This window comes from Brachybacterium sp. sponge, assembly GCF_001613775.1.
GTDB classification, from domain to species: domain Bacteria; phylum Actinomycetota; class Actinomycetes; order Actinomycetales; family Dermabacteraceae; genus Brachybacterium; species Brachybacterium conglomeratum.
Window position 1 is genome coordinate 264,702 of sequence record NZ_LRMP01000004.1, and the last position, 18,894, is coordinate 283,595.

General features: G+C 73.4%; 16 protein-coding genes. 11 read left to right on the forward strand and 5 right to left on the reverse strand.

The annotated features are described in order from the left end of the window. Positions 1–39 precede the first annotated feature (39 nt). Positions 40–1,233: a glycogen synthase gene (glgA, locus tag A4A78_RS15755; protein ID WP_062950889.1), complete on the forward strand. Its 1,194-nt coding sequence runs from the start codon at positions 40–42 to the stop codon at positions 1,231–1,233. 45 nt (positions 1,234–1,278) lie between these two features. Here the strand turns inward: glgA and A4A78_RS15760 are convergent, their stop codons facing one another. Together A4A78_RS15760 and A4A78_RS15765 are read right to left on the reverse strand one after the other, a co-directional pair. Further along, a complete protein-coding gene (locus tag A4A78_RS15760) occupies positions 1,279–2,064 on the reverse strand; it encodes a hypothetical protein (RefSeq protein WP_062950891.1) in 786 nt (261 codons plus the stop codon). Beyond that, positions 2,061–3,608, reverse strand: a complete 1,548-nt coding sequence (locus tag A4A78_RS15765; RefSeq protein ID WP_062950893.1) for an RNB domain-containing ribonuclease — start codon at positions 3,606–3,608, stop codon at positions 2,061–2,063. The genes A4A78_RS15760 and A4A78_RS15765 overlap by 4 nt, the downstream gene beginning before the upstream one ends. 106 nt (positions 3,609–3,714) lie before the next feature. On the opposite strand from A4A78_RS15765, the gene A4A78_RS15770 reads away from it, so the two are divergent. From A4A78_RS15770 to A4A78_RS15785, 4 genes are all read left to right on the forward strand, one after another. After that, positions 3,715–4,509, forward strand: coding sequence for an ABC transporter ATP-binding protein (locus A4A78_RS15770; RefSeq protein WP_062950898.1), 795 nt, complete (start codon positions 3,715–3,717; stop codon positions 4,507–4,509). A gap of 4 nt (positions 4,510–4,513) precedes the next feature. Then, complete coding sequence (locus A4A78_RS15775) at positions 4,514–5,344, forward strand: RNA methyltransferase (protein WP_062950903.1); 831 nt, start codon at positions 4,514–4,516, stop codon at positions 5,342–5,344. 67 nt (positions 5,345–5,411) lie between these two features. Then, entirely contained in the window at positions 5,412–6,314 is a 903-nt protein-coding gene (locus tag A4A78_RS15780) for an aldo/keto reductase (RefSeq protein ID WP_062950906.1), read from the forward strand. Positions 6,315–6,337: 23 nt separating this feature from the next. Beyond that, positions 6,338–7,225 (forward strand): helix-turn-helix domain-containing protein, encoded by an 888-nt coding sequence (locus tag A4A78_RS15785; RefSeq protein WP_062951293.1) that lies wholly within the window; start codon positions 6,338–6,340, stop codon positions 7,223–7,225. A 97-nt stretch (positions 7,226–7,322) separates the two neighbouring features. Here A4A78_RS15785 and A4A78_RS15790 read toward each other — a convergent pair whose 3' ends face one another. Continuing rightward, positions 7,323–8,513 carry an MFS transporter gene (locus A4A78_RS15790; RefSeq protein WP_062950907.1) on the reverse strand — a complete coding sequence of 397 codons (1,191 nt, stop codon included), beginning with the start codon at positions 8,511–8,513 and terminating at the stop codon, positions 7,323–7,325. A gap of 171 nt (positions 8,514–8,684) precedes the next feature. Here A4A78_RS15790 and A4A78_RS15795 point away from each other — a divergent pair, with 171 nt between their 5' ends. Beyond that, positions 8,685–9,110, forward strand: a complete 426-nt coding sequence (locus A4A78_RS15795; protein ID WP_062950908.1) for a hemerythrin domain-containing protein — start codon at positions 8,685–8,687, stop codon at positions 9,108–9,110. Positions 9,111–9,444: 334 nt separating this feature from the next. On the opposite strand, the gene A4A78_RS15800 is transcribed toward A4A78_RS15795, so the two are convergent. Together A4A78_RS15800 and A4A78_RS15805 are read right to left on the reverse strand one after the other, a co-directional pair. Beyond that, positions 9,445–10,098 (reverse strand): HAD family hydrolase, encoded by a 654-nt coding sequence (locus tag A4A78_RS15800; protein ID WP_062950909.1) that lies wholly within the window; start codon positions 10,096–10,098, stop codon positions 9,445–9,447. Continuing rightward, positions 10,095–11,126: an NAD(P)-dependent alcohol dehydrogenase gene (locus A4A78_RS15805; RefSeq protein WP_062950910.1), complete on the reverse strand. Its 1,032-nt coding sequence runs from the start codon at positions 11,124–11,126 to the stop codon at positions 10,095–10,097. Before A4A78_RS15805 ends, A4A78_RS15800 begins: the two co-directional genes overlap by 4 nt. A gap of 483 nt (positions 11,127–11,609) precedes the next feature. On the opposite strand from A4A78_RS15805, the gene A4A78_RS15810 reads away from it, so the two are divergent. From A4A78_RS15810 to A4A78_RS15830, 5 genes are all read left to right on the forward strand, one after another. After that, positions 11,610–12,437, forward strand: coding sequence for a hypothetical protein (locus A4A78_RS15810; RefSeq protein WP_062950911.1), 828 nt, complete (start codon positions 11,610–11,612; stop codon positions 12,435–12,437). Then, on the forward strand, positions 12,437–14,218 hold the full coding sequence (locus A4A78_RS15815) for a DNA polymerase Y family protein (RefSeq protein WP_062950912.1): 1,782 nt from the start codon (positions 12,437–12,439) through the stop codon (positions 14,216–14,218). Before A4A78_RS15810 ends, A4A78_RS15815 begins: the two co-directional genes overlap by 1 nt. Positions 14,219–14,432: 214 nt before the next feature. After that, the gene (locus A4A78_RS15820) at positions 14,433–15,017 is read left to right on the forward strand and encodes a winged helix-turn-helix domain-containing protein (RefSeq protein ID WP_062950913.1); all 585 of its coding nucleotides are present in this window, start codon (positions 14,433–14,435) and stop codon (positions 15,015–15,017) included. Next, entirely contained in the window at positions 15,008–15,460 is a 453-nt protein-coding gene (locus A4A78_RS15825) for a hypothetical protein (protein WP_062950914.1), read from the forward strand. Before A4A78_RS15820 ends, A4A78_RS15825 begins: the two co-directional genes overlap by 10 nt. 2 nt (positions 15,461–15,462) lie before the next feature. Then, positions 15,463–18,888, forward strand: coding sequence for an error-prone DNA polymerase (locus A4A78_RS15830; protein WP_062950915.1), 3,426 nt, complete (start codon positions 15,463–15,465; stop codon positions 18,886–18,888). The last annotated feature ends 6 nt before the right edge of the window (positions 18,889–18,894 follow it).

The window sequence follows — 18,894 nt, forward strand, 5'->3', positions numbered from 1 at the left end:
CGTGCGCCCCGCGCCGAGGCACGAAGGAGAAGGAACCCCATGCGCGTCGATCTGCTCACCAAGGAGTACCCCCCGGAGGTCTACGGCGGTGCCGGAGTGCACGTCGCCGAGCTCACCAAGGTGCTGCGCCCGCACATCGACGTGCGGGTGCGGGCCTTCGGCGCCGAGCGGCAGGAGGAGGGCACCAGCTCCTACAGCACCCCCGCGGAGCTCGAGGGGGCCAACGCCGCCCTGTCCACCCTCGGCACCGACCTGCTGATCGCCGCGGACTGCGGCGGCGCGGACCTCGTCCATTCCCACACCTGGTACGCGAACTTCGCCGGGCACGTCGCCTCGCTGCTGCACGGGATCCCGCACGTGCTCTCGGCCCACTCCCTCGAGCCGCTGCGCCCGTGGAAGGCGGAGCAGCTCGGCGGCGGCTATCGCGTCTCCTCCTTCGCCGAGCGCACCGCCTACGAGGGCGCCGCCGGGGTCATCGCGGTCTCCGCCGGGATGCGGGAGGACATCCTGCGCGCCTACCCGTCGGTCGACCCGGCGAAGGTGCACGTGGTCCACAACGGCATCGACATCGACTCCTGGGCCCCGAACCAGGACACCTCGGCGCTGACCTCCCGCGGCATCGACCCCGAGGCGCCGACGATCGTGTTCGTCGGCCGGATCACCCGCCAGAAGGGCCTGCCCTACTTCCTGCGGGCGGTGCGCGAGCTGCCCGAGGACCACCAGGTGGTGCTGTGCGCCGGCGCCCCGGACACCCCGGAGATCGCCCAGGAGGTCGACGGGCTCGTCAGGGAGCTGTCCACCACCCGCGGCAACGTGCACCTGATCACCGAGATGCTGCCGCGCCACGAGCTGACCCAGATCCTCACCCACGCGACCACCTTCGCGTGCCCGAGCATCTACGAGCCGCTCGGCATCGTGAACCTCGAGGCCATGGCCTGCGGCACCCCCGTGGTCGCCTCCGCGACCGGCGGCATCCCCGAGGTCGTCGCCGACGAGGAGACCGGTTACCTGGTCCAGCTCGAGCAGCTCACCGACGGCACCGGCACCCCCGTGGACCCGGAGAGGTTCATCGCCGACACCCGCGACGCGCTGGTGCGGATGGTCTCGGACCCGGCACGGGCGAAGGAGATGGGCGAGGCCTCGCGCCGCCGGGCCGCCGAGCACTTCTCCTGGACCTCGATCGCGGAGCGCACCCTGGAGGTCTACCGCACCGTCGTCGAGCAGTCGCGCTGACCGCCTGAGCCCCGGCCGTCCCGGCGTGCGCCGGGACGGCCGGCCTCAGCCGAACTCGTCCAGCACGATCCGCTCGATCGCCTCGACCAGCGCTGCGCGCGCCGCCTCGTGCAGCTCGTCGAGCAGGCCCCGCCGTGCGAGTGCCTCGGAGAGGTCGATCGTGTGTCCGTGTCCCTCCTCGATCTCGGAGCGGGTCAGCAGCAGGGTGCGGGAGGCGAGGACCAGCAGGTGCGCGGCCGCCCCGTCGACGTGGCGGGGCAGGGCGGTGGAGATCCAGGTGGGCGGGATGCGGGCGGCCTCGACCGGCTCCTCGGGCACGAGGTCCAGGTCGACGCTCCCCTCGGCCGTGCGGCGCAGCGCGCGCAGCAGCTCCTCGCGGGCGCTGCCCGAGGTCGCCGCGGGCGGGACCTGCGCGCCGAGCGGCGCCTCGACCTTCACCCAGGTCACCGCGGTGACCCCGCGTCCCTCGACCTCGACCGGGGTCAGCACCGGGACGAGGGTGTGGTCGGCGATCCCTGCGCCGGTGACGATGATCGCCTGCTCCGCCTCGAGGGCGAGCGGCACCACGGGAGGCGGGCCGACGAGCCCCGCGAGCCGGCCGGGGGCGGGCAGCACCAGGCGCAGCTGGGCGAGCGGCAGGCGGCGCAGCGCCGTCATCCACTCGAACAGGTCCGTGCCCTCGCCGGAGGGTCCGGAGCGGCCCACGCCGTGGCTCATCCGGGCGGCGTCGTCGGGGCCGAGGTCGCCGCGCAGGTAGGCGGCGGTCCACAGCATCAGCACGGCCGCCCGGGGGAGGGCGACGAGATCACGCCCGGCAGCCGCCTCGCTCACGAGCCGGCTCCGTCCTCGCCGCCGGGCGCCCCGTCGTCGGCCGCGCTCGATCCGTCGGCCGCGACGAAGACCGCCCGCCGCGCGGGGACGTCCACCGTCTCCAGCCGCACCCGCACCACGGTCCCGACCTCGGCGTCCATCGGCACCCAGGCGGTCACCGGCGGATCGGTCAGCTGCACCTCGACGCGGAGCGGGGCGCCGGAGCCGTTGCCGTTGCCCTCGCTCGCCTCGCGCCGCTCGATCACCGTCGCGTCGAAGGTCTCGCCCTGCCAGGCGGCGAGCGCGGCGGTCTCCACCAGCTCGCGGGCGGCCCGCTCGAGGTTCCCGGCCTGCGCGCCGGTGGACTGCATCGCCTCGGGGATCTCGCCGAGGGCGGCGAGCAGCTCCTGCGAGGGGCTGCGGTTCTGTGCATGGTCCAGGCAGACCAGCAGCACGAAGCGGTCCACGAGGCGGCGCAGCGGGGCGGTGGTGTGGGCGTAGGGCGCGGCGATCGCGGCCTGCACCGGGTCCTCGGGCACCTCCTCGGGACGGGTGAACGCCGCATAGGAGGCGCCGCGGAACAGGGAGGTGGCGAGGTTCAGCAGCGCGAGATGGGTCGGCTCGCGCCAGTCCAGGGAGCGCAGGAACTCCCCGTACTCCACGCCCTCGCGCCAGGGCACGCCGAGCACCTGGCTCTGGCGGCGGAAGCGATCCACGGCGCGCTGCTCCGCCGGCGGCATGGTGCGCAGGATGCCCGCGCCGTGCTCGAGCATCAGGCTGGCCGCGGCCATGCCGGTCATCAGCGAGAGCTGCGCGTTCGCGTCCTCGATCGGGTTCATGCTCCGCCAGGTCAGGCGCACGTGGTCCTCCTCGGCCACCACCTCCTGCTCGGGCACGTTCAGGCTCGCCCCGCCGCGCTCGGCCTCGAGCGCGGTGCGGAGGTCGCCGATCTCCTGCAGCAGCACCATCATCGGATGGCCCTGCCCGGCGTCGAGCTCCTGCTGCACCTGGTCGTAGGCGAGCTTCGCGACCGAGCGGACCAGTGCCCGCTCGAGCCCGATCCCGACGACCTCGCCGCGCTCGTCCAGCGTCAGCTCCCACACGAAGGCGGGCGCGGTCTGCTCCGGCAGCAGGGAGGCGACGTGCTCGGAGAGCACCTCGGGATGCAGCGGGATGCGACGGTCCGGGAGGTAGAGGGTCTCCCCGCGCCGCCGCGCCTCGTGGTCGATCACGCCGTCGAGGTCGACGAAGAAGGGCACGTCCGCGATCGCGTACAGCACCCGGTACCCGTCCGCGGTGCGCTCCAGGTGCATCGCCTGGTCGAGGTCCGTGGAGCTCGCCGGGTCCAGGGTCACGAAGGGCACGTCCGTGAGATCGCGTCGGTCCGCACCGTCTGCCGCGGCGTCACGCCCCGCGGCCTCCTCGGCGGCGGCGAGCACGTCGGCGGGGAACTCGAGCGGCACGGCGCCGTCGTGGTCCGCCAGGAGTGCGTCGATGCCCTCGCGGAGGTCGTCGGCGGCGACCGAGCCGCGCGGTGCGAGCAGGGAGACGGGACGGTGCGCCACAGGGACCTCCAGCAGGTCGGGGTCGGACCGGGCCAGTCTAGTCAGGGGCCGACGCGCCCGGTGGGCCGACCGCGGACAGGGGCGCCCAGGCTATAGGCTCGGGGCCATGTCCGTCGCAGCAGCCTCCCTGACCGATGTCACCGTCACCCGCAGCGGGAAGACCATCCTCGACGAGGTATCCCTCCGGATCGGGGAGGGGGAGCGCTGGGCGGTGCTCGGCCCCAACGGCGCCGGGAAGTCCACTCTCGTGCGCCTGCTCTCGGCACGGCTGCACCCCACCTCCGGCACCGTCGAGATCCTCGGCGAGCAGCTGGGGCGCGTGGACATCTTCGAGCTGCGCCCCCTGCTGGGCCTGGCGAGCCAGGAGCTCGCCGACACGATCCCGGCCGACGAGACCGCCGAGAACGTCGTGGTCACCGCCGGGTACGGCGTCGTCGGCCGGTGGCGGGAGAGCTACGACGAGGTCGACCTCGAGCGCGCCCGCACCCTGCTGGCCGCCTTCGGCGTCGGCGGCCTCGCGGGCCGTCATTTCGGCACCCTCTCCACCGGCGAGCGCAAGCGCGTCCTCGCCGCCCGCGCCCTGATGACCGACCCGGAGCTGCTGCTGCTGGACGAGCCCGCGGCGGGCCTGGACCTTGGCGGCCGCGAGGCGCTCGTGCGCACCCTGGGACGGCTCGCGAAGGACCCCGCGACCCCGGTGACGGTGCTGGTCACCCACCACGTCGAGGAGATCCCGCCGGGCTACACCCATGTCGCGCTGCTGCGCCACGGCGGCCTGGTCGCCGCCGGCCCCATCGCCGAGACCCTCACCTCCCAGAACCTGACGAGGACCTTCGGGCTGCCGCTCGTGGTCGAGCAGCGCGGCGAGCGCTTCACCGCCCGCTCCCTCTCCCTGGACTGAGCGCATGAGCGAGGCGCAGCTGCGCCGGATCACCGAGCTCGGGGACCCGGCGCTCGACGACTACCTGCGCATGACGGACGTGAAGCTCCGCTCCCGCGTCGAGGTGGAGCGGGGCCTGTTCATGGCCGAGAGCTTCGAGGTCATTTCCCGGGCGATGGACGCGGGCATGGCCCCGCGCTCCTTCCTGATGAGCGAGAAGTGGCTTTCGAAGTTCGCGCCGCTGTACGAGCGCTTCCCGGAGGTGCCCGTGTTCGTGGGGGAGGAGGCGCTGCTCGAGCAGCTCACCGGCTTCCATCTGCACCGCGGCGCGCTCGCGGCCATGCAGCGCCCCGAGCTGACCGGCGTGGCCGAGCTGCTGGAGGGGGCGCGGACCGTCGCCGTGCTCGAGGACATCGTCGACCATACGAACGTCGGGGCGATGTTCCGCTCCGCCGCGGCGCTCGGCGTGGACGCGGTGCTGGTGACCCCGCAGTGCGCGGACCCGCTGTACCGCCGCTCGATCCGCGTCTCGATGGGCACCGTCTTCCAGGTGCCGTGGACCCGGCTGACCTCCTGGCCCGCCGCGGGCATCGAGGGGCTGCACGAGGCCGGCTTCGACGTGCTCGCCCTGGCGCTCACCGACCGGGCGGTGCCGTTGGACGAGGTGGACCTCGGACCGGAGCGGACGGTCGCCCTCGTGCTCGGCGCCGAGGGACACGGCCTGAAGCCCGCGACGCTCCGCGCGGTCGACGAGCACGTGGTGATCCCGATGGCCGGGGGAGTGGACTCCCTCAACGTCGCCGCGGCCAGCGCCGTCGTGTTCTGGCAGCGACGGGCGATGCTCGCGCAGGCCTGAGCCCCGCCGGTAAGGGGGAACTGCCAGTTCCTCCCGTCCCGTCGCCCCTGCTCCTAGCGTGGACAGCATGACGATCGATCTCACCGCACCGAATCCCTCCTTCACCCTGAACAACGGCGTGACGATGCCGGCCCTCGGCCTCGGCGTGTTCCAGACCCCGCCGGAGGAGACCTCCGCCGCGGTCGCCGAGGCCCTGCGCATCGGCTACCGCCACATCGACACCGCCGCGGCCTACGGCAACGAGCGGGAGGTCGGCGAGGGGCTGCGCGCCTCGGGCGTGGACCGCTCCGAGGTGTTCCTCGAGACGAAGCTGTGGATCACCGACTACGGCTACGACCAGGCGCTGCACGGCTTCGAGAAGTCCGCCGCGAAGCTCGGTGTCGACCAGATCGACCTGCTCCTGCTGCACCAGCCGCTGACCAGTGACTTCGAGAGGACGATCGGCGCCTACAAGGCGCTGGAGACGCTGCTGGCCGACGGGCGCGTGCGCGCCATCGGCATCAGCAACATCATGCCGGACGTGCTCGAGCGCCTGCTCGAGGCGACCGACGTGGTCCCCGCCGTGAACCAGGTCGAGGTCCACCCCTACTTCGCGCAGCGCGACGTGCAGGAGGCGGACGCCCGCCACGGAATCCTCACCCAAGCCTGGTCCCCGATCGGCGGCATCACCCACTACCGCGGCGACGTGGAGCGCTCCACCCTGACCGACCCGGTGATCGGCGAGATCGCCGCCGCGCACGGCCGCACGCCGGCGCAGGTGATGCTGCGCTGGGGCCTGCAGCAGGGCCGCTCCGTGATCCCGAAGTCCGTGCGGCCCGAGCGGATCGCCGAGAACCTCGACGTGTTCGGATTCGCGCTCTCCGACGAGGATCTCGCCCGGATCGACGCGCTGGAGACCGGCGAGCGAGGCGGCCCCGACCCCGACGCGATCACCCTGGAGACCTTCGGTCGCGAGATCCCGGAGGCGTGAACGGGGAGGAATACGGTGTGACCATGGACCATCGAGCAGAGGTGAGCGACTTCCTGCGCACGCGCCGGGACCGGATCACGCCCTCCCAGGCAGGGATCCTCGGCGGCACGCGTCGACGCGTGCCCGGGCTGCGCCGCGAGGAGGTCGCCGCGGCCACGGGGATCAGCGTCGAGTACTACGCCCGGATCGAGCGCGGCGACCTGCGCGGCGTCTCGACGGAGGTGCTGGACGCGCTCGCTCGCACCCTGCTGCTGGACGAGGCGGAGACCGACCACCTCCACGACCTCGCCGAGGCCGCGGGGCCGCCGGCCCGGCGGCGGCCCCGTCCCGCCGAACAGCCCTTCCCGGACACCCTGCAGCGCTTCGTCGACGCGGTCTCCGTGCCGGTGTGGGTGCGGGACCGTCGCATGGACGTGGTGGCGACGAATCCCGTCGGCCGTGCGCTGTACGCCCCGGTGCTCGAGGACCCCGCCGCGCGCGGGAACACGGCGAGGTTCGTCTTCTTCAGCCCCGCCTCGCGCGCCTTCTTCCCCGATTGGGAGGACAACGCCACCGGCATCGTCGCGACGCTGCGCACGTATGCGGGCCAGTCCCCGCGCGACAAGCGGCTCAGCGACCTCATCGGCGAGCTCGCCACCCGCAGCGACGACTTCCGGGTGCGCTGGGCCGCGCACGACGTGCGCCACCACCGCACCGGTCTCAAGCGCATCCGCCACCCCGAGGTGGGGGACCTCGAGCTCGGCTACGAGGCGATGGACTTCCCCGCCCATCCCGACTGGTTCATGTTCGGGTACACCGCCGCGCCCGGTTCGCCGAGCGAGGAGCGGCTGCGGCTGCTGGGCAGCCTCGCGCAGGAGTCGGCTGACGGGGCCCGCACGGCCGCCGACGGGCGCGCCACCGCAGCCGGCTGACGGCAGTGCCGAGGACCCACCAAAGCTCGCCGAACAGGGACCGGACGCGTGGCGATCGTGCTCCTGGATCAGCTGTCCCGGCTCCCGCGGCTCAGGCTCACGCAGGCTCCGCAGGCCGCGCCGCCAGTCGCTTCGCCAGCGGGATCATGACGAGCCCGATCACGGTCAGCACAGCGCAGATCGCGAAGATGCCGCGCTGTCCCAGCAGCGGCAGCGCCCCGGCGGCGATGATCGGCCCGGACAGGATCGCGCCGACCCGCCTCGCGTTCATGAACAGTCCCGTGGACATCCCCGCCCCCGGGATCAGGTCCTGGAAGAGGGTCAGCCCGATCCCGGAGATCGCGGCGAAGCCGAGCGCGTTCGGGATCTGCAGCACGAGCAGCAGCACCGGCTCGGTGACCAGCATCAGCCCGGCGTAGTAGACGGCCGAGAGCACGGCGCCGACCGCGACCAGGGTCAGGTGCGAGATGCGGTCGCCGAGCCGCCCGATGATCATCAGCGCCGGCACCTCGAGCGCGGCGGCGACGCCGAGCACGATCCCCGCCCACATGACGCCGAGGCCCACCGTCTCGGTGACGTACAGCGCCATGAACGTCATCGCCGTCGCATTCGTGGCCTGGAACAGCACGAACGCACCGATGATCACGACGGTCGCGGTCCTGCTGCCGGGTGGCAGCGCGTGCGGGGAGCGGGTCGGTTCCGGCGCCTCGGCGGCGGCGGAGCGGTGCTGCCGCATCATCACCGCGGTCATCACGATGTTCACCACCGCGATCACCACCAGTGCCAGCAGGATGCCGCGTGCCCCTGCCCAGCCGATGATCGCGGTCGCGAGCGGCGGCCCGCCCATCCAGGCCGCGGAGATGATCGCGCGGGTGTCGACGATCGTGGAGGTGGCCGCGCCGACGTCCCGCAGATGGGCGAACAGCATCGTGGTGCCGAGCCCCGCCGGGCCGCCGAGGACCACCAGCGCCACCGTCGCGAGCGGCAGCGTGCTCACCGCGGCGAGCGCTGCGGCCAGCGCGATCGTCAGCACAGCGGCGGCCATGAGCATCGGCAGGTAGGTGCGGCGCCGGTCCGTCCAGGCGGGCAGCACGATCGAGGCGATGAAGCCGCCGGCGTTGTAGATCGCCAGCGACCAGCCGATGTCTGCGGTGGAGGCGTCGTAGAGCGTGGCGAGGATCAGGGCGAGCGCGGGGCTCAGCAGCGAGGAGTGCAGTCCCCACAGTAGCGCCGCCGACGGCACGAGCAAGCGGGAGGCGAGGGGTCGCCGCGGGGCGTCAGCAGGCATGGAGATCCTTCATCGATCGGAGGTCGAGCTCCCGGCACGCTATGCCGCCGCCGTCCTCGCCGGGAGGAACTGCCAGGGCACCCCTCAGCTGCGACGCGCGAGCAGGCTGATCGTGTTCGGCAGCCGCCCGTCCCAGGCGGCGGCCGGCTCCTCCCCGTCGGGCCGCCAGAGATGAGACGCGTGCATGTGCGCCTGCGTGAGGCACTAAGGGTCACCCGCGAGTCCGCGGACCGCGGCGAGAGCGCCGAGGACCCCGCCCGGGAGCTGCTGCTGTTCTGCCACGGGTTCTGCAGCGCGCTGGACGCGCACCACACGGGGGAGGGCCGCACCCTGTTCCCGGCGATCGAGGCCGCCCGCCGCGACCTCGCGCCCGTGCTGCGCGCCCTCCAGCAGGACCATTCCATGATCGGCCACCTGCTCGGGGGTCTCGAAGCGGCGGTGAGTTCACGCTCCTCCCCGGAGGTGCTCGCGAGACACCTCGAGGGCATCGCCGCGACCATGGAGAGCCACTTCCGCTACGAGGAGCGGCAGCTGCTCACCGTGCTCGAGGGCCTCGCCCTCGACGCGGACCCGGGGGAGGCGCTGGGGACGCTGTGACGGTGATGAGGTCCGGGAAGGCGAGGAAGGCCCAGTACTCCTCGGCCGTGGGCCCGGCATCGACCTGCCCGATGCTCACGAGCCACGCGACCATCACGATGCCGTGGGTGGCGATGAGCAGGTCGTCCTCGGGCTCCTGGTCGGCGACTCCCGCTGCGAACCGCCGGGCGGCCTCGGCCACGCTCTCCCAGCTCACGTGCCGGGCGTCCGGCTCGCCGCGGATCCACGCTCCGCGCCGCTCCCGGGCCTTGTCGTCGAAGGGCTTCCGGGTCTCTCCACCTCGCCGAAGCGAGGGTCGATCAGCGGCTCCCGTCCGGTCGCCGCCCATGAACGCTCACCGGTGCCTCGCGAGGAGGATGCCCAGCAGCTCCGCGGTGGTCGGCGCGGTCAGCGTCGGCTCCCACGGATGGGGCCACGACCTCCCGTGGGAGACCCAGCCGGTAGAGAATCCCGCAGCCCGGCCTCCCTCGATGTCCGCCGTCGCATGATCGCCGATCATCCAGGTCTCTGCGCTCCGCTCCATCCCGTCGACGGCGAGCGCGAAGATCTCCGGATCCGGCTTCTTCACACCGGCCGCCTCCGAGATCACCACCCGGTCCAGCAGGGGACCGAGACCCGTGCGCTCGAGCTTCGCCGTCTGCTGCACGACCGTGCCGTTCGTGACCAGCACCAGCTCCGCGCCGATCCCGCGCAGCTCCTGAAGCGCCTCCGGGATCCCCGGATAGCAGGCGATGCCCTCCACGACACCGAGCTGCAGGTGCTCCTGGATCTCCTCGGCCGACGCGCCCGGTCGCAGCCGCCGGACGATCTGCGCCGCGAGCTCGGCACGCGGCCGGTAGCCGCCCCGGTCGGCCTCCACGAGCCAGTCGAGGTCGTCGGGATCGGCACCGATCCCTTCGATGAACGAGCGCGCCCAGTCCTCGAAGGCCCGCTGCCGGTCCACCAGGGTGCCGTCCAGGTCCAGGAGGACCAGCGGCGGTCTCCTCACAGCGCGATCTGGATCTTCACGTCCGTCGGCCGCCCCTCGAGGAACCGCTCGAAGGCGGCGACCGAGTCATCGAAGGCGAAGGTCTCCGAGACGAAGGGGGAGAGGTCCACGGCGTCGCTTGCGGCGAGGTCGATCGCCTTCTGGTGCACGTTCGCGTAGCGGAACACCGTCTCGAGCGAGACGCCGCGGCTCTGGGCGGTGGCGATGTCGAAGGGCACCGGATCCACCGGCATGCCGACCAGGACGATCCGTCCGCCCGGGGCGGGCAGCGCCCACAGGTCCTTGTACGCGGGCGCGGCGCCGGTCGCCTCGAAGACGACCTGCGGGCCCCAGCCGCCGGTCGCCTCGCGGACGACCTCGCCCAGGCTCTGCGCGGTCGCGTCGACCGTGGTGATCCCGTCGATCCCGTCGAGCAGGGCGAGCTTCTCCGGCAGCACGTCGGAGATGAACACACGGCTCGCACCGCCGGCGAGCGCGGCGAGAGCGGTCATGATCCCGATCGTGCCGGCGCCGACCACGGCGGCGACGTCTCCGGGGGAGATCTCCGCCTTGGTCGCGGCGAACATGCCGACCGCGAAGGGCTCGATCAGCGCGCCCTCGGCGAAGCTCATCGACTCCGGGAGCTTGTAGGTGTAGGCGGCGGGGTGGAGCACCTCGTCGGCCAGGCAGCCGTGGACGGGCGGGGTCGCCCAGAACTCGACGCCCGAGTCGACGTTGTAGTTGCCCTCCTTGACCGCGCGGGAGGTGGGGTCCGGCACGCCCGGCTCCATGACCACGCGGTCGCCGACGGCGAGATCCGTGACGCCCTCGCCGACCTCGAGGACGGTGCCGGCCCCCTCGTGGCCGAGGATCATCGGCGCCTCGACGACGAACGGGCCGATCTTCCCGTCGGTCCAGTAGTGCACGTCGGAGGCGCAGATGCCGACGGTGTGCATCGCGATCCTCACCTGACCGGGACCGGGAGCACCGGGCGCCTCGACCTCCTCGATCGACATCCGGTTCTTCTCGTGCAGCACCAGCGCTCGCATCCCAGTCCTCTCCCTCGATGTGCGGTCCGTCTCATGATCGCAGAGGAGCGGCGGGGGAGGAGGGGAGGTCCGACGACGGACGGAGCACCTCCCACTCCACCCTGCCCTGCCACCCTCGAGGGACAGGTGTATGTGTTTGTTCTTCCACGTACATCATGTACATCACGTACGCGCGCGTCGTGCCGGACACCCCCGCCCGTTCCCGCACCCGTCGCCTCGGCGCACCCATCGCTCCGGGCGCTGTCGCGCACCCCGAGCACGACGACGGGGCCCAGTGCGGCGGGAATGTGTCGCGCGAGACCCAGCCCGCGACCCCGCCCGTTCCGCTCGCCCCTCGTCTGTCACACCCCTCCTCGAGGCTTCGTATGCACGTTCGAAGCCACGACCTGGGCGCCTTGAGCGCCACCCCGCCGGGGCGTACAGTTCGAACCCCTGTTCGAACACCTGTGCGAAGGAACGGCGAAGGCCGGAAGGAGGAGCGCGATGGGCACCGCCCTGCAGATCGAGGACCGTGAGGAGCGGCTGTCCCGGGCCCGGGCCGCGCTCGGGGCGGCCGAGCGCTCCGCCGCCCGCTGGGGCGGACGGATCGACCGCACCGCCCTGCAGCCCTCGGCGCGCCCCGTCTCCGAGTCCGCGGACGACGGGCTCGGCGCCCGCCTGCCGGTCCCGGGGCCGCTCCGGACGCTGTTCCCGCGCGGGAGCCTGCGCGCCGGCAGCTCCGTGGCGCTCGAGGGCGCCGCGAGCACCTCGCTGCTGCTGTCCCTCGCGGTCGCCGCAGCGGGGGAGGACTCCTGGTGCGCGATCGCCGGGATGCCCGATCTGGGGCTGCGCTCCGCGATGGACGCGGGCCTGGACCCCTGCCGCCTCGCCCTCGCCCCGGCGGACGGCGAGCAGCGTCCCCAGGTGCTCTCCGCCCTCGCCGACGGGGTGGGCGTGCTCGTGCTCGGCCCCGACCTGGACCTCGCCCCGGCGCTCTGGCGCAGCCTGCTGGGCCGGGCCCGCACCGCCGACACCCTCGTCCTCGCCGCCGCCCCGCCCGGCCGCGCCGACCTCACGCTGCGCTCCACCGCTCGGGGATGGTCCGGCCTCGGCCAGGGCTCGGGACGACTGCGTCGGCGCCGTCTCGAGATCACCGCCGAGGGCCGCGGCATCGCCGGTCACCGGTCGGCCGAGGTGCTGCTGCCGCAGGTGGACGGGATGCTCGCAGCGGTTCCCGCCGGTGCGTCGGCGGGGGCTGCGGCCCGTCCGGCGGCGGTCCCGGAGCGGCGTCCGGCGATGCAGCTCCTGCCGAGCGTGCGGAGGGCCGGGTGATGAGCGTGCACGCCCCCGCCCACCTCCACGCCCCCGCCGCGGCCGACCCCGCTGCTGTCGACGCCGCCACCGCCCGGGCGACCCGCACCGTCGCCGTGACCGTCCCGGACTGGCCGCTGCTAGCCGCGCTGGACCGCCACCAGCGACGCCTCGAGGCCGCCGCAGGGGAGGAGGACGCCCCCGCGCCGGCCCCGCTCGATCTCGCCGCCGTCCCGGTGATCCTGCTCGACCAGCACCGCGTCACCCATGCCGGCGCCGCCGCCCTCGAGGCCGGGGTGCGCCCGGGGATGACGCGCCGCGCCGCCCGGGCCGCCTGCCCCGAGGCGCTCGTGCTGGAGGCTGACCGCGAGCAGGAGACCGCGCTGTTTGAGCTGGTCGCCGCCTCGGTGGACACGATCGCGGCCGGGGTGGACGTGCTGCGTCCCGGGGTGCTGCTGATGTCCGCCCGAGGGCCGGCCCGCCACCAGGGCGGGGAGGGGCGCCTCGCCGAGCGGATCCTCGACGCGGTCGCCGACCTCACCGGCTGGGACTGCGCCGTCGGGATCGCCGACGGTCCCTTCGCCGCACTGCTCGCCTCCGGGCCAGGCCGGATCGTGCACGAGGGCCGCAGCGCCGAGTACCTCGCCCCGCACCCGATCCAGGCCCTGCGCAGCGCCCCCGTCGGCCCCGGCTGGGGCCATCGCGGTCAGCCCTCGGCCGCCCGCCCCGAACGACGCCTCGACCTCGCCGAGACGGTCGACCTGCTGCAGCGGCTCGGGATCACGACCCTCGGCGATCTCGCCGCACTGCCCTCGGCCGCGGTCGCCGACCGCTTCGGCCCGGACGTCGCGACGCTGCACCTGCTCGCGCGCGGGCAGGAGCCCGCCCCGCCCGCCGCGCACCATCCCACCCAGCCGCTGCTGGCCGAGACGACGCTGGAGACCCCGCTGGTGCGCACCGACCAGGCGGCCTTCATTGCGCGTCCGCTGGCCGAGCAGCTGCACGCGATGCTGGTCGAACGAGGGCTGGTGTGCACCAGGCTGCGGATCGTGGCCCGCACCGAGGGCGGCGAGGAGATGGAGCGCACCTGGCGGCACGACGGGGCGCTGACCGTCGCCGACGTCGTGGACCGCATCCGCTGGCAGTGCGACGGATGGATCACCCGGGCGCGACTCGGCGGTCCTGCGACCGGGGCGATCACCCGGATCGGGCTGCACCCTCTGCAACTGGCCCCGGCGGGGGAGAACGCGCCCGCGCTGTGGGGCAGCGCCGGGGAGGCGGCGCAGCGGGCCTCCCGTGCGCTCGCCCGCGCGCAGGGCCTGGCGGGGGAGGAGGCGGTGCAGGTCCCGGCCCTCGTCGGGGGAAGGCTGCTGGCCGACGAGGTCGCCCTGGTGCCCTGGCGCAGCGAGAAGCCCGCACGGCGCGAGGGTCCCTGGCCCGGCGCCCTGCCCCGCCCGGTGCCCGCGACCGTGTTCCGCGACCCGCCCGCGGTGCGGCTCGAGGACGCCGCAGGCCGTCCCGTCGTGGTCACCGCCCGTGGTCTGCTGAGCGGCGCGCCGGCCCGCCTGCTCGTCCTCGCCCCGGGCGCGCCGGCGCTGCAGCGGGCCGGGCTGCGCGCCGGCTCCGGCTGCCAGGTGCTCGCCCATGCCGCTCCCGTCGTGCTCGACGAGCGCTGGTGGGCGCGGGACGGCAGGCGCGCCGCACGCCTGCAGCTCGTGGTGCGCGGAGCGAGCGCCGAGGAGGTCGCCGTGCTCGCCCTGTCCCGGGCGGGGGAGTGGACGCTGGAGGGGCTCTATGACTAGCGCGACGTACTGCGAGGAACGAGCGGTAGGAGCGCAGTCGGAAAGCACTGCTGAGGCGACGTGCTGCGAGGAACGAGCGGCAGGAGCGCAGTCGGAAAGCACCGCTGAGGCGACGTGCTGCGAGGAACGAGCGGCAGGAGCGCGGGCAGAGGGGGCCGGGACTGGAACCCGGGACCTCTTGAGTGTCAAAATAATGGAGGATATCCTCCGTTATATGAGAACCGAAGCGCCGCTGCTCGCCCCTATCTTCCGCTCGGACGGCCAGGCTCGTCTGCTGTCCGCCCTCATGCTCGACGACGAAGAGCGGAGTCTCACTCAGCTCGCCGAGCAGACCGGGCTGGCGTATCCCTCCGTCCATCGGGAATCCGCCCGTCTGCTGCAGGCGGGGATCCTGACCGAGCGCCAGGCAGGACGCACACGTCTGCTCCGCGCCGACCCGGACAGCCCCCTCGTCGCCCCCCTGCGGGAGATCCTCCTCATCACCACCGGGCCCGTTCCGCTGCTGAAAGACGAGCTCTCCCGGATCCACGGGATCGAGAGCGCATTCCTCCACGGCTCCTTCGCCGCACGAATGCGACGGGTGGACGGTCCTGCTCCGAACGACATCGATCTCATGATCATCGGGACCCCGGACCCCGATGCGGTGTACGACGCCTGCGGACGGGTCGAGGAGATCGTGCACCGCCCGGTCAATCCCACCATCACCACCCGCAGCGAGTTCGATCGCGACTCGGGATTCCACACCCGGGTGCGGAACAGTCCCACCGTCCCCGTCCTCGGAGAGCTGCCATGGCCTTGACCCCGCTCGACCCGGACCAGGAGCAGTCAGTGCGCGCTCTCGTGGCCGCGCGCCGACTGGAACAGGTGCCCGTCGACCTGCGGCGTGCAGAGCTGTTCCTGGAGAAGGCCCGTCGTCGCCTCGCGGACCTCGACAACCTCAGCTGGGCGGAGAGTCGATACAACCTCGCCTACGACGCCGCACATGACGTCGGAGAAGCGCTGCTGGCCGCCTACGGGTACCGGACGACCAACGGAACGGGACAGCACGAGGCGCTGGGACGCTTCCTGAGGGCAGTGCTGACCACGCCTCCAGGGCAGTCAGGGGCACGACGATTCGATCAGATGCGCCGTGCACGCAACCAGCTGCGCTACGAGGCCTCCAGCGTCGGGGACGCGGATGCCGACGTGGCGAGCAGGGCGGCTCGGGCGCTGCACGACGGCGCGGCAGCGCGGGGCGTCTGACCATGGCCCGCTGGTTCCTGGGCCCGCCCGCGTGGAAGGACCTCGAGGCGGTCCTCTCGGACCGTCCCGCCGAGCTGGTCTCCCCGCCGATCGTCGTCGAGCACACCGGGAAGCAGGCGGAGGATCCGTACCGTCCTGCCCGTCACGTCGAGTACGCGGAGCTGCACGCCCACTCCCACTTCAGCTTCCTCGACGGCGCCTCGAGCCCCGAGGACATGGCCATCCAGGCGGCCCGGCTCGGGCTCGGTGCGATCGCGCTGGTGGACCACGACGGGCTGCCCGGGGTGGTGCAGGCGGCGAAGGCCGCGGCCGAGGCAGGGATCGCGACCGTGTTCGGCGCCGAGCTGACCCTCGGCCTCGAGCCCGGGGCCGAGACCGCGAGCAGCACCCCCGTGATCTCCGCACCCCGCACCGGAACGCCCGACCCCGAGGGCGAGCACCTGCTGGTGCTGGTGCGGGACGAGGCCGGGTACCGCCGCCTCTCCGCCGCGATCGCCCGCGCCCACCTGGACAGCGGGCAGAAGGCCGCGCCCCGCTACCGTCTCGCCGAGCTGTCGCGGATCGCCCGGGAGGGGCACTGGCTGATCCTCACCGGCTGCCGCAAGGGCGCCGTGACCCGGGCCGCGAGCGCGCGCCTGGCCGAGGGCGACCTCGAAGGCGCCGCGCATGCCGCCGCGGAGCAGATCGCCCGCCTGGTGGAGCTGTTCGGGGCGGGCAACGTCGCCGTCGAGCTGATCGTCGGCGGCGGGGGAGAGGCCGACGAGCTCCACGACGCGCTCGCCCAGGGCGCCCGCCTGGTGCGCGAGTCGCACGGGCTGGACGCGGTCTCGCTGCCGCTGGTGGCGAGCACGAACGCGCACTACGCCAGTCCCTCGGACAAGCGCCTGGCCGACACCCACGCCGCCCTGCGCGCCGGGGGATCGCTGGAGAGCGCCGACCCCCATCTCACCTCCCGCCCCGCGCACCTGCGCAGCGGGGAGGAGATGGCGCAGCTGCTGCCCCGCTATCCCTCCGCGATCGCGCAGGCCGCACAGCTGGGCCGGGACTGCGCCCTGGACCTGCGCCTGCTCGCCCCAGATCTGCCGCCCTTCCCCGTCCCCGCCGGGCACGACGAGGCGAGCTGGCTGGTGGAGCTGGTGGAGATCGAGGGGCGCGAGCGCTACGGGCCGCGGCCCGCACCGGGCCTTCCCGAGAAGATCCCCGGGGCGTGGGCGCAGATCGACCACGAGCTGAAGGTCATCACCGACCTGCACTTCCCCGGCTACTTCCTGATCGTCCACGAGCTCGTCGACTTCTGCGCAGGGGAGGGGATCCTCGCCCAGGGCCGCGGCTCCGCCGCCAACAGCGCGGTCTGCTACGCGCTGGGGATCACGGCGGTCGAACCCGTCGGCCACGAGCTGCTGTTCGAGCGGTTCCTCGCCCCGGAGCGGGACGGCCCGCCGGACATCGACATCGACATCGCCTCGGACCGCCGGGAGGAGGTGATCCAGCACGTCTACGAGCGCTACGGGAGGGAGAACGCCGCGCAGGTCGCCAACGTCATCACCTACCGGGCGAAGCTCGCGGTGCGCGACGCGGCGAGGGCGCTCGGCTACGACCCCGGCGCGCAGGACGCCTTCGCCAAGCGGATCGAGCGCTCCTTCTCCTCGCTGAAGGACGCCGACGTGCCGGACGACGTGGTCGCCCTCGCCCAGCAGCTGCGGGACGCACCGCGCCACCTCGGCATCCACTCCGGCGGGATGGTCCTCGCCGACCGGCCCGTGATCGAGGTGTGCCCGGTGCAGTGGGCGGCGATGGCGGACCGTTCCGTGCTGCAGTGGGACAAGGACGACTGCGCCGACGCGGGCCTGGTGAAGTTCGACCTGCTGGGCCTGGGGATGCTGACGGCGCTCGACCATGCGCTGAAGATCGTCGCCGAGCACCACGGCCAGCACTTCGAGCTGCGCACCCTGCCGCAGGAGGACCCGGCCGTCTACGACATGCTCTGCGCCGGGGACAGCGTGGGCGTCTTCCAGGTCGAGTCCCGCGCCCAGATCTCCACCCTGCCGCGGCTGAGGCCGCGGGTGTTCTACGACCTGGTGGTCGAGGTGGCGCTGATCCGGCCCGGCCCCATCCAGGGCGGGTCCGTCCACCCCTACATCCGCCGCCGCGCCGGCGAGGAGGAGGTCACCTACCTGCACCCGAAGCTGAAGAAGTCCCTGGGCCGCACGCTCGGGATCCCGCTGTTCCAGGAGCAGCTGATGCAGATGGTGGTCGACGTCGCCGACTTCACCCCCGCCCAGGCCGACCAGCTGCGCCGCGCCATGGGCTCCAAGCGCTCCACCCAGAAGATGCTCGAGCTGTCCGATGCGCTGTTCACGGGGATGGCCCGCCACGGCATCACCGGGGAGGACGCCGAGGCGATCCACCGCAAGCTCCTCGCCTTCGCCAACTACGGCTTCCCCGAGTCGCACGCCTACTCCTTCGCGTATCTCGTCTACGCGAGCTCCTATCTCAAGTGCCACTACCCGGCCGCGTTCACCGCCGCGCTGCTGCGCTCCCAGCCGATGGGCTTCTACTCCCCGCAGTCCCTGGTCGCCGACGCGAGGCGCCACGGCGTGCTCACCCACGGCCCGGATGTGCTCGCCTCCCGCGCCCGCACCGACCTGGAGACCGACGAGGAGCACGTCGGGTACCGGCTCGAGACCCCGGGGGAGCAGGTGCAGGGGGAGCGGGCCGCGAGCGGCCCCGCGATCCGGCTGGGCCTGGACCAGGTGCGCGGCATCTCCACCGAGACCGCCGAGCAGATCGTCGCCGAGCGGGAGCGCGGCGGCCCCTTCGCCTCCGTCCCGGACCTGGCGCGGAGGGTGCGGCTGACCGCCCGTCAGCTCGAGGCGCTCGCGACCGCTGGGGCGCTGGACCGCCTCGCGAGCTCGCGCCGGCAGGCGCTGTGGGCGGCGGGCGCCGCCGCGCAGGAGTCCCCGGACACGATCCCGCACCTCGCCGTCGGCGCCGAGGCGCCGATGCTGCCGGGGATGAGCGATGCGGAGCTCGCCACCGCCGACGCCTGGGCCACCGGGATCACCCTCGCGGACCATCCGATGGCGCTGGTGCGGGAACGGATGACGGCCGAGGGGGTGCTCTCGATCATCGGCACCCGGGAGGCGGAGGACGGCTCCCGGATCCACGTCGCCGGGGTGATCACGCACCGCCAGCGCCCCGCGACCGCCGGGAACGTCACCTTCCTCAGCCTCGAGGACGAGACCGGGATCCTCAACGTGGTCTGCTCCCAGGGGTTCTGGGTGCGGCACCGGGCGCTTCTGCGCACCGCGCGGGCGATCGTGCTGCGCGGCATCGTCGAGAACCGCACCGGCGCGGTGAACCTCGTCGCCGACGCGGTGGAGCCCCTGGACCTGGCCGCGGCGGGCCGGTCCAGGGACTTCCAGTAGGCGGGA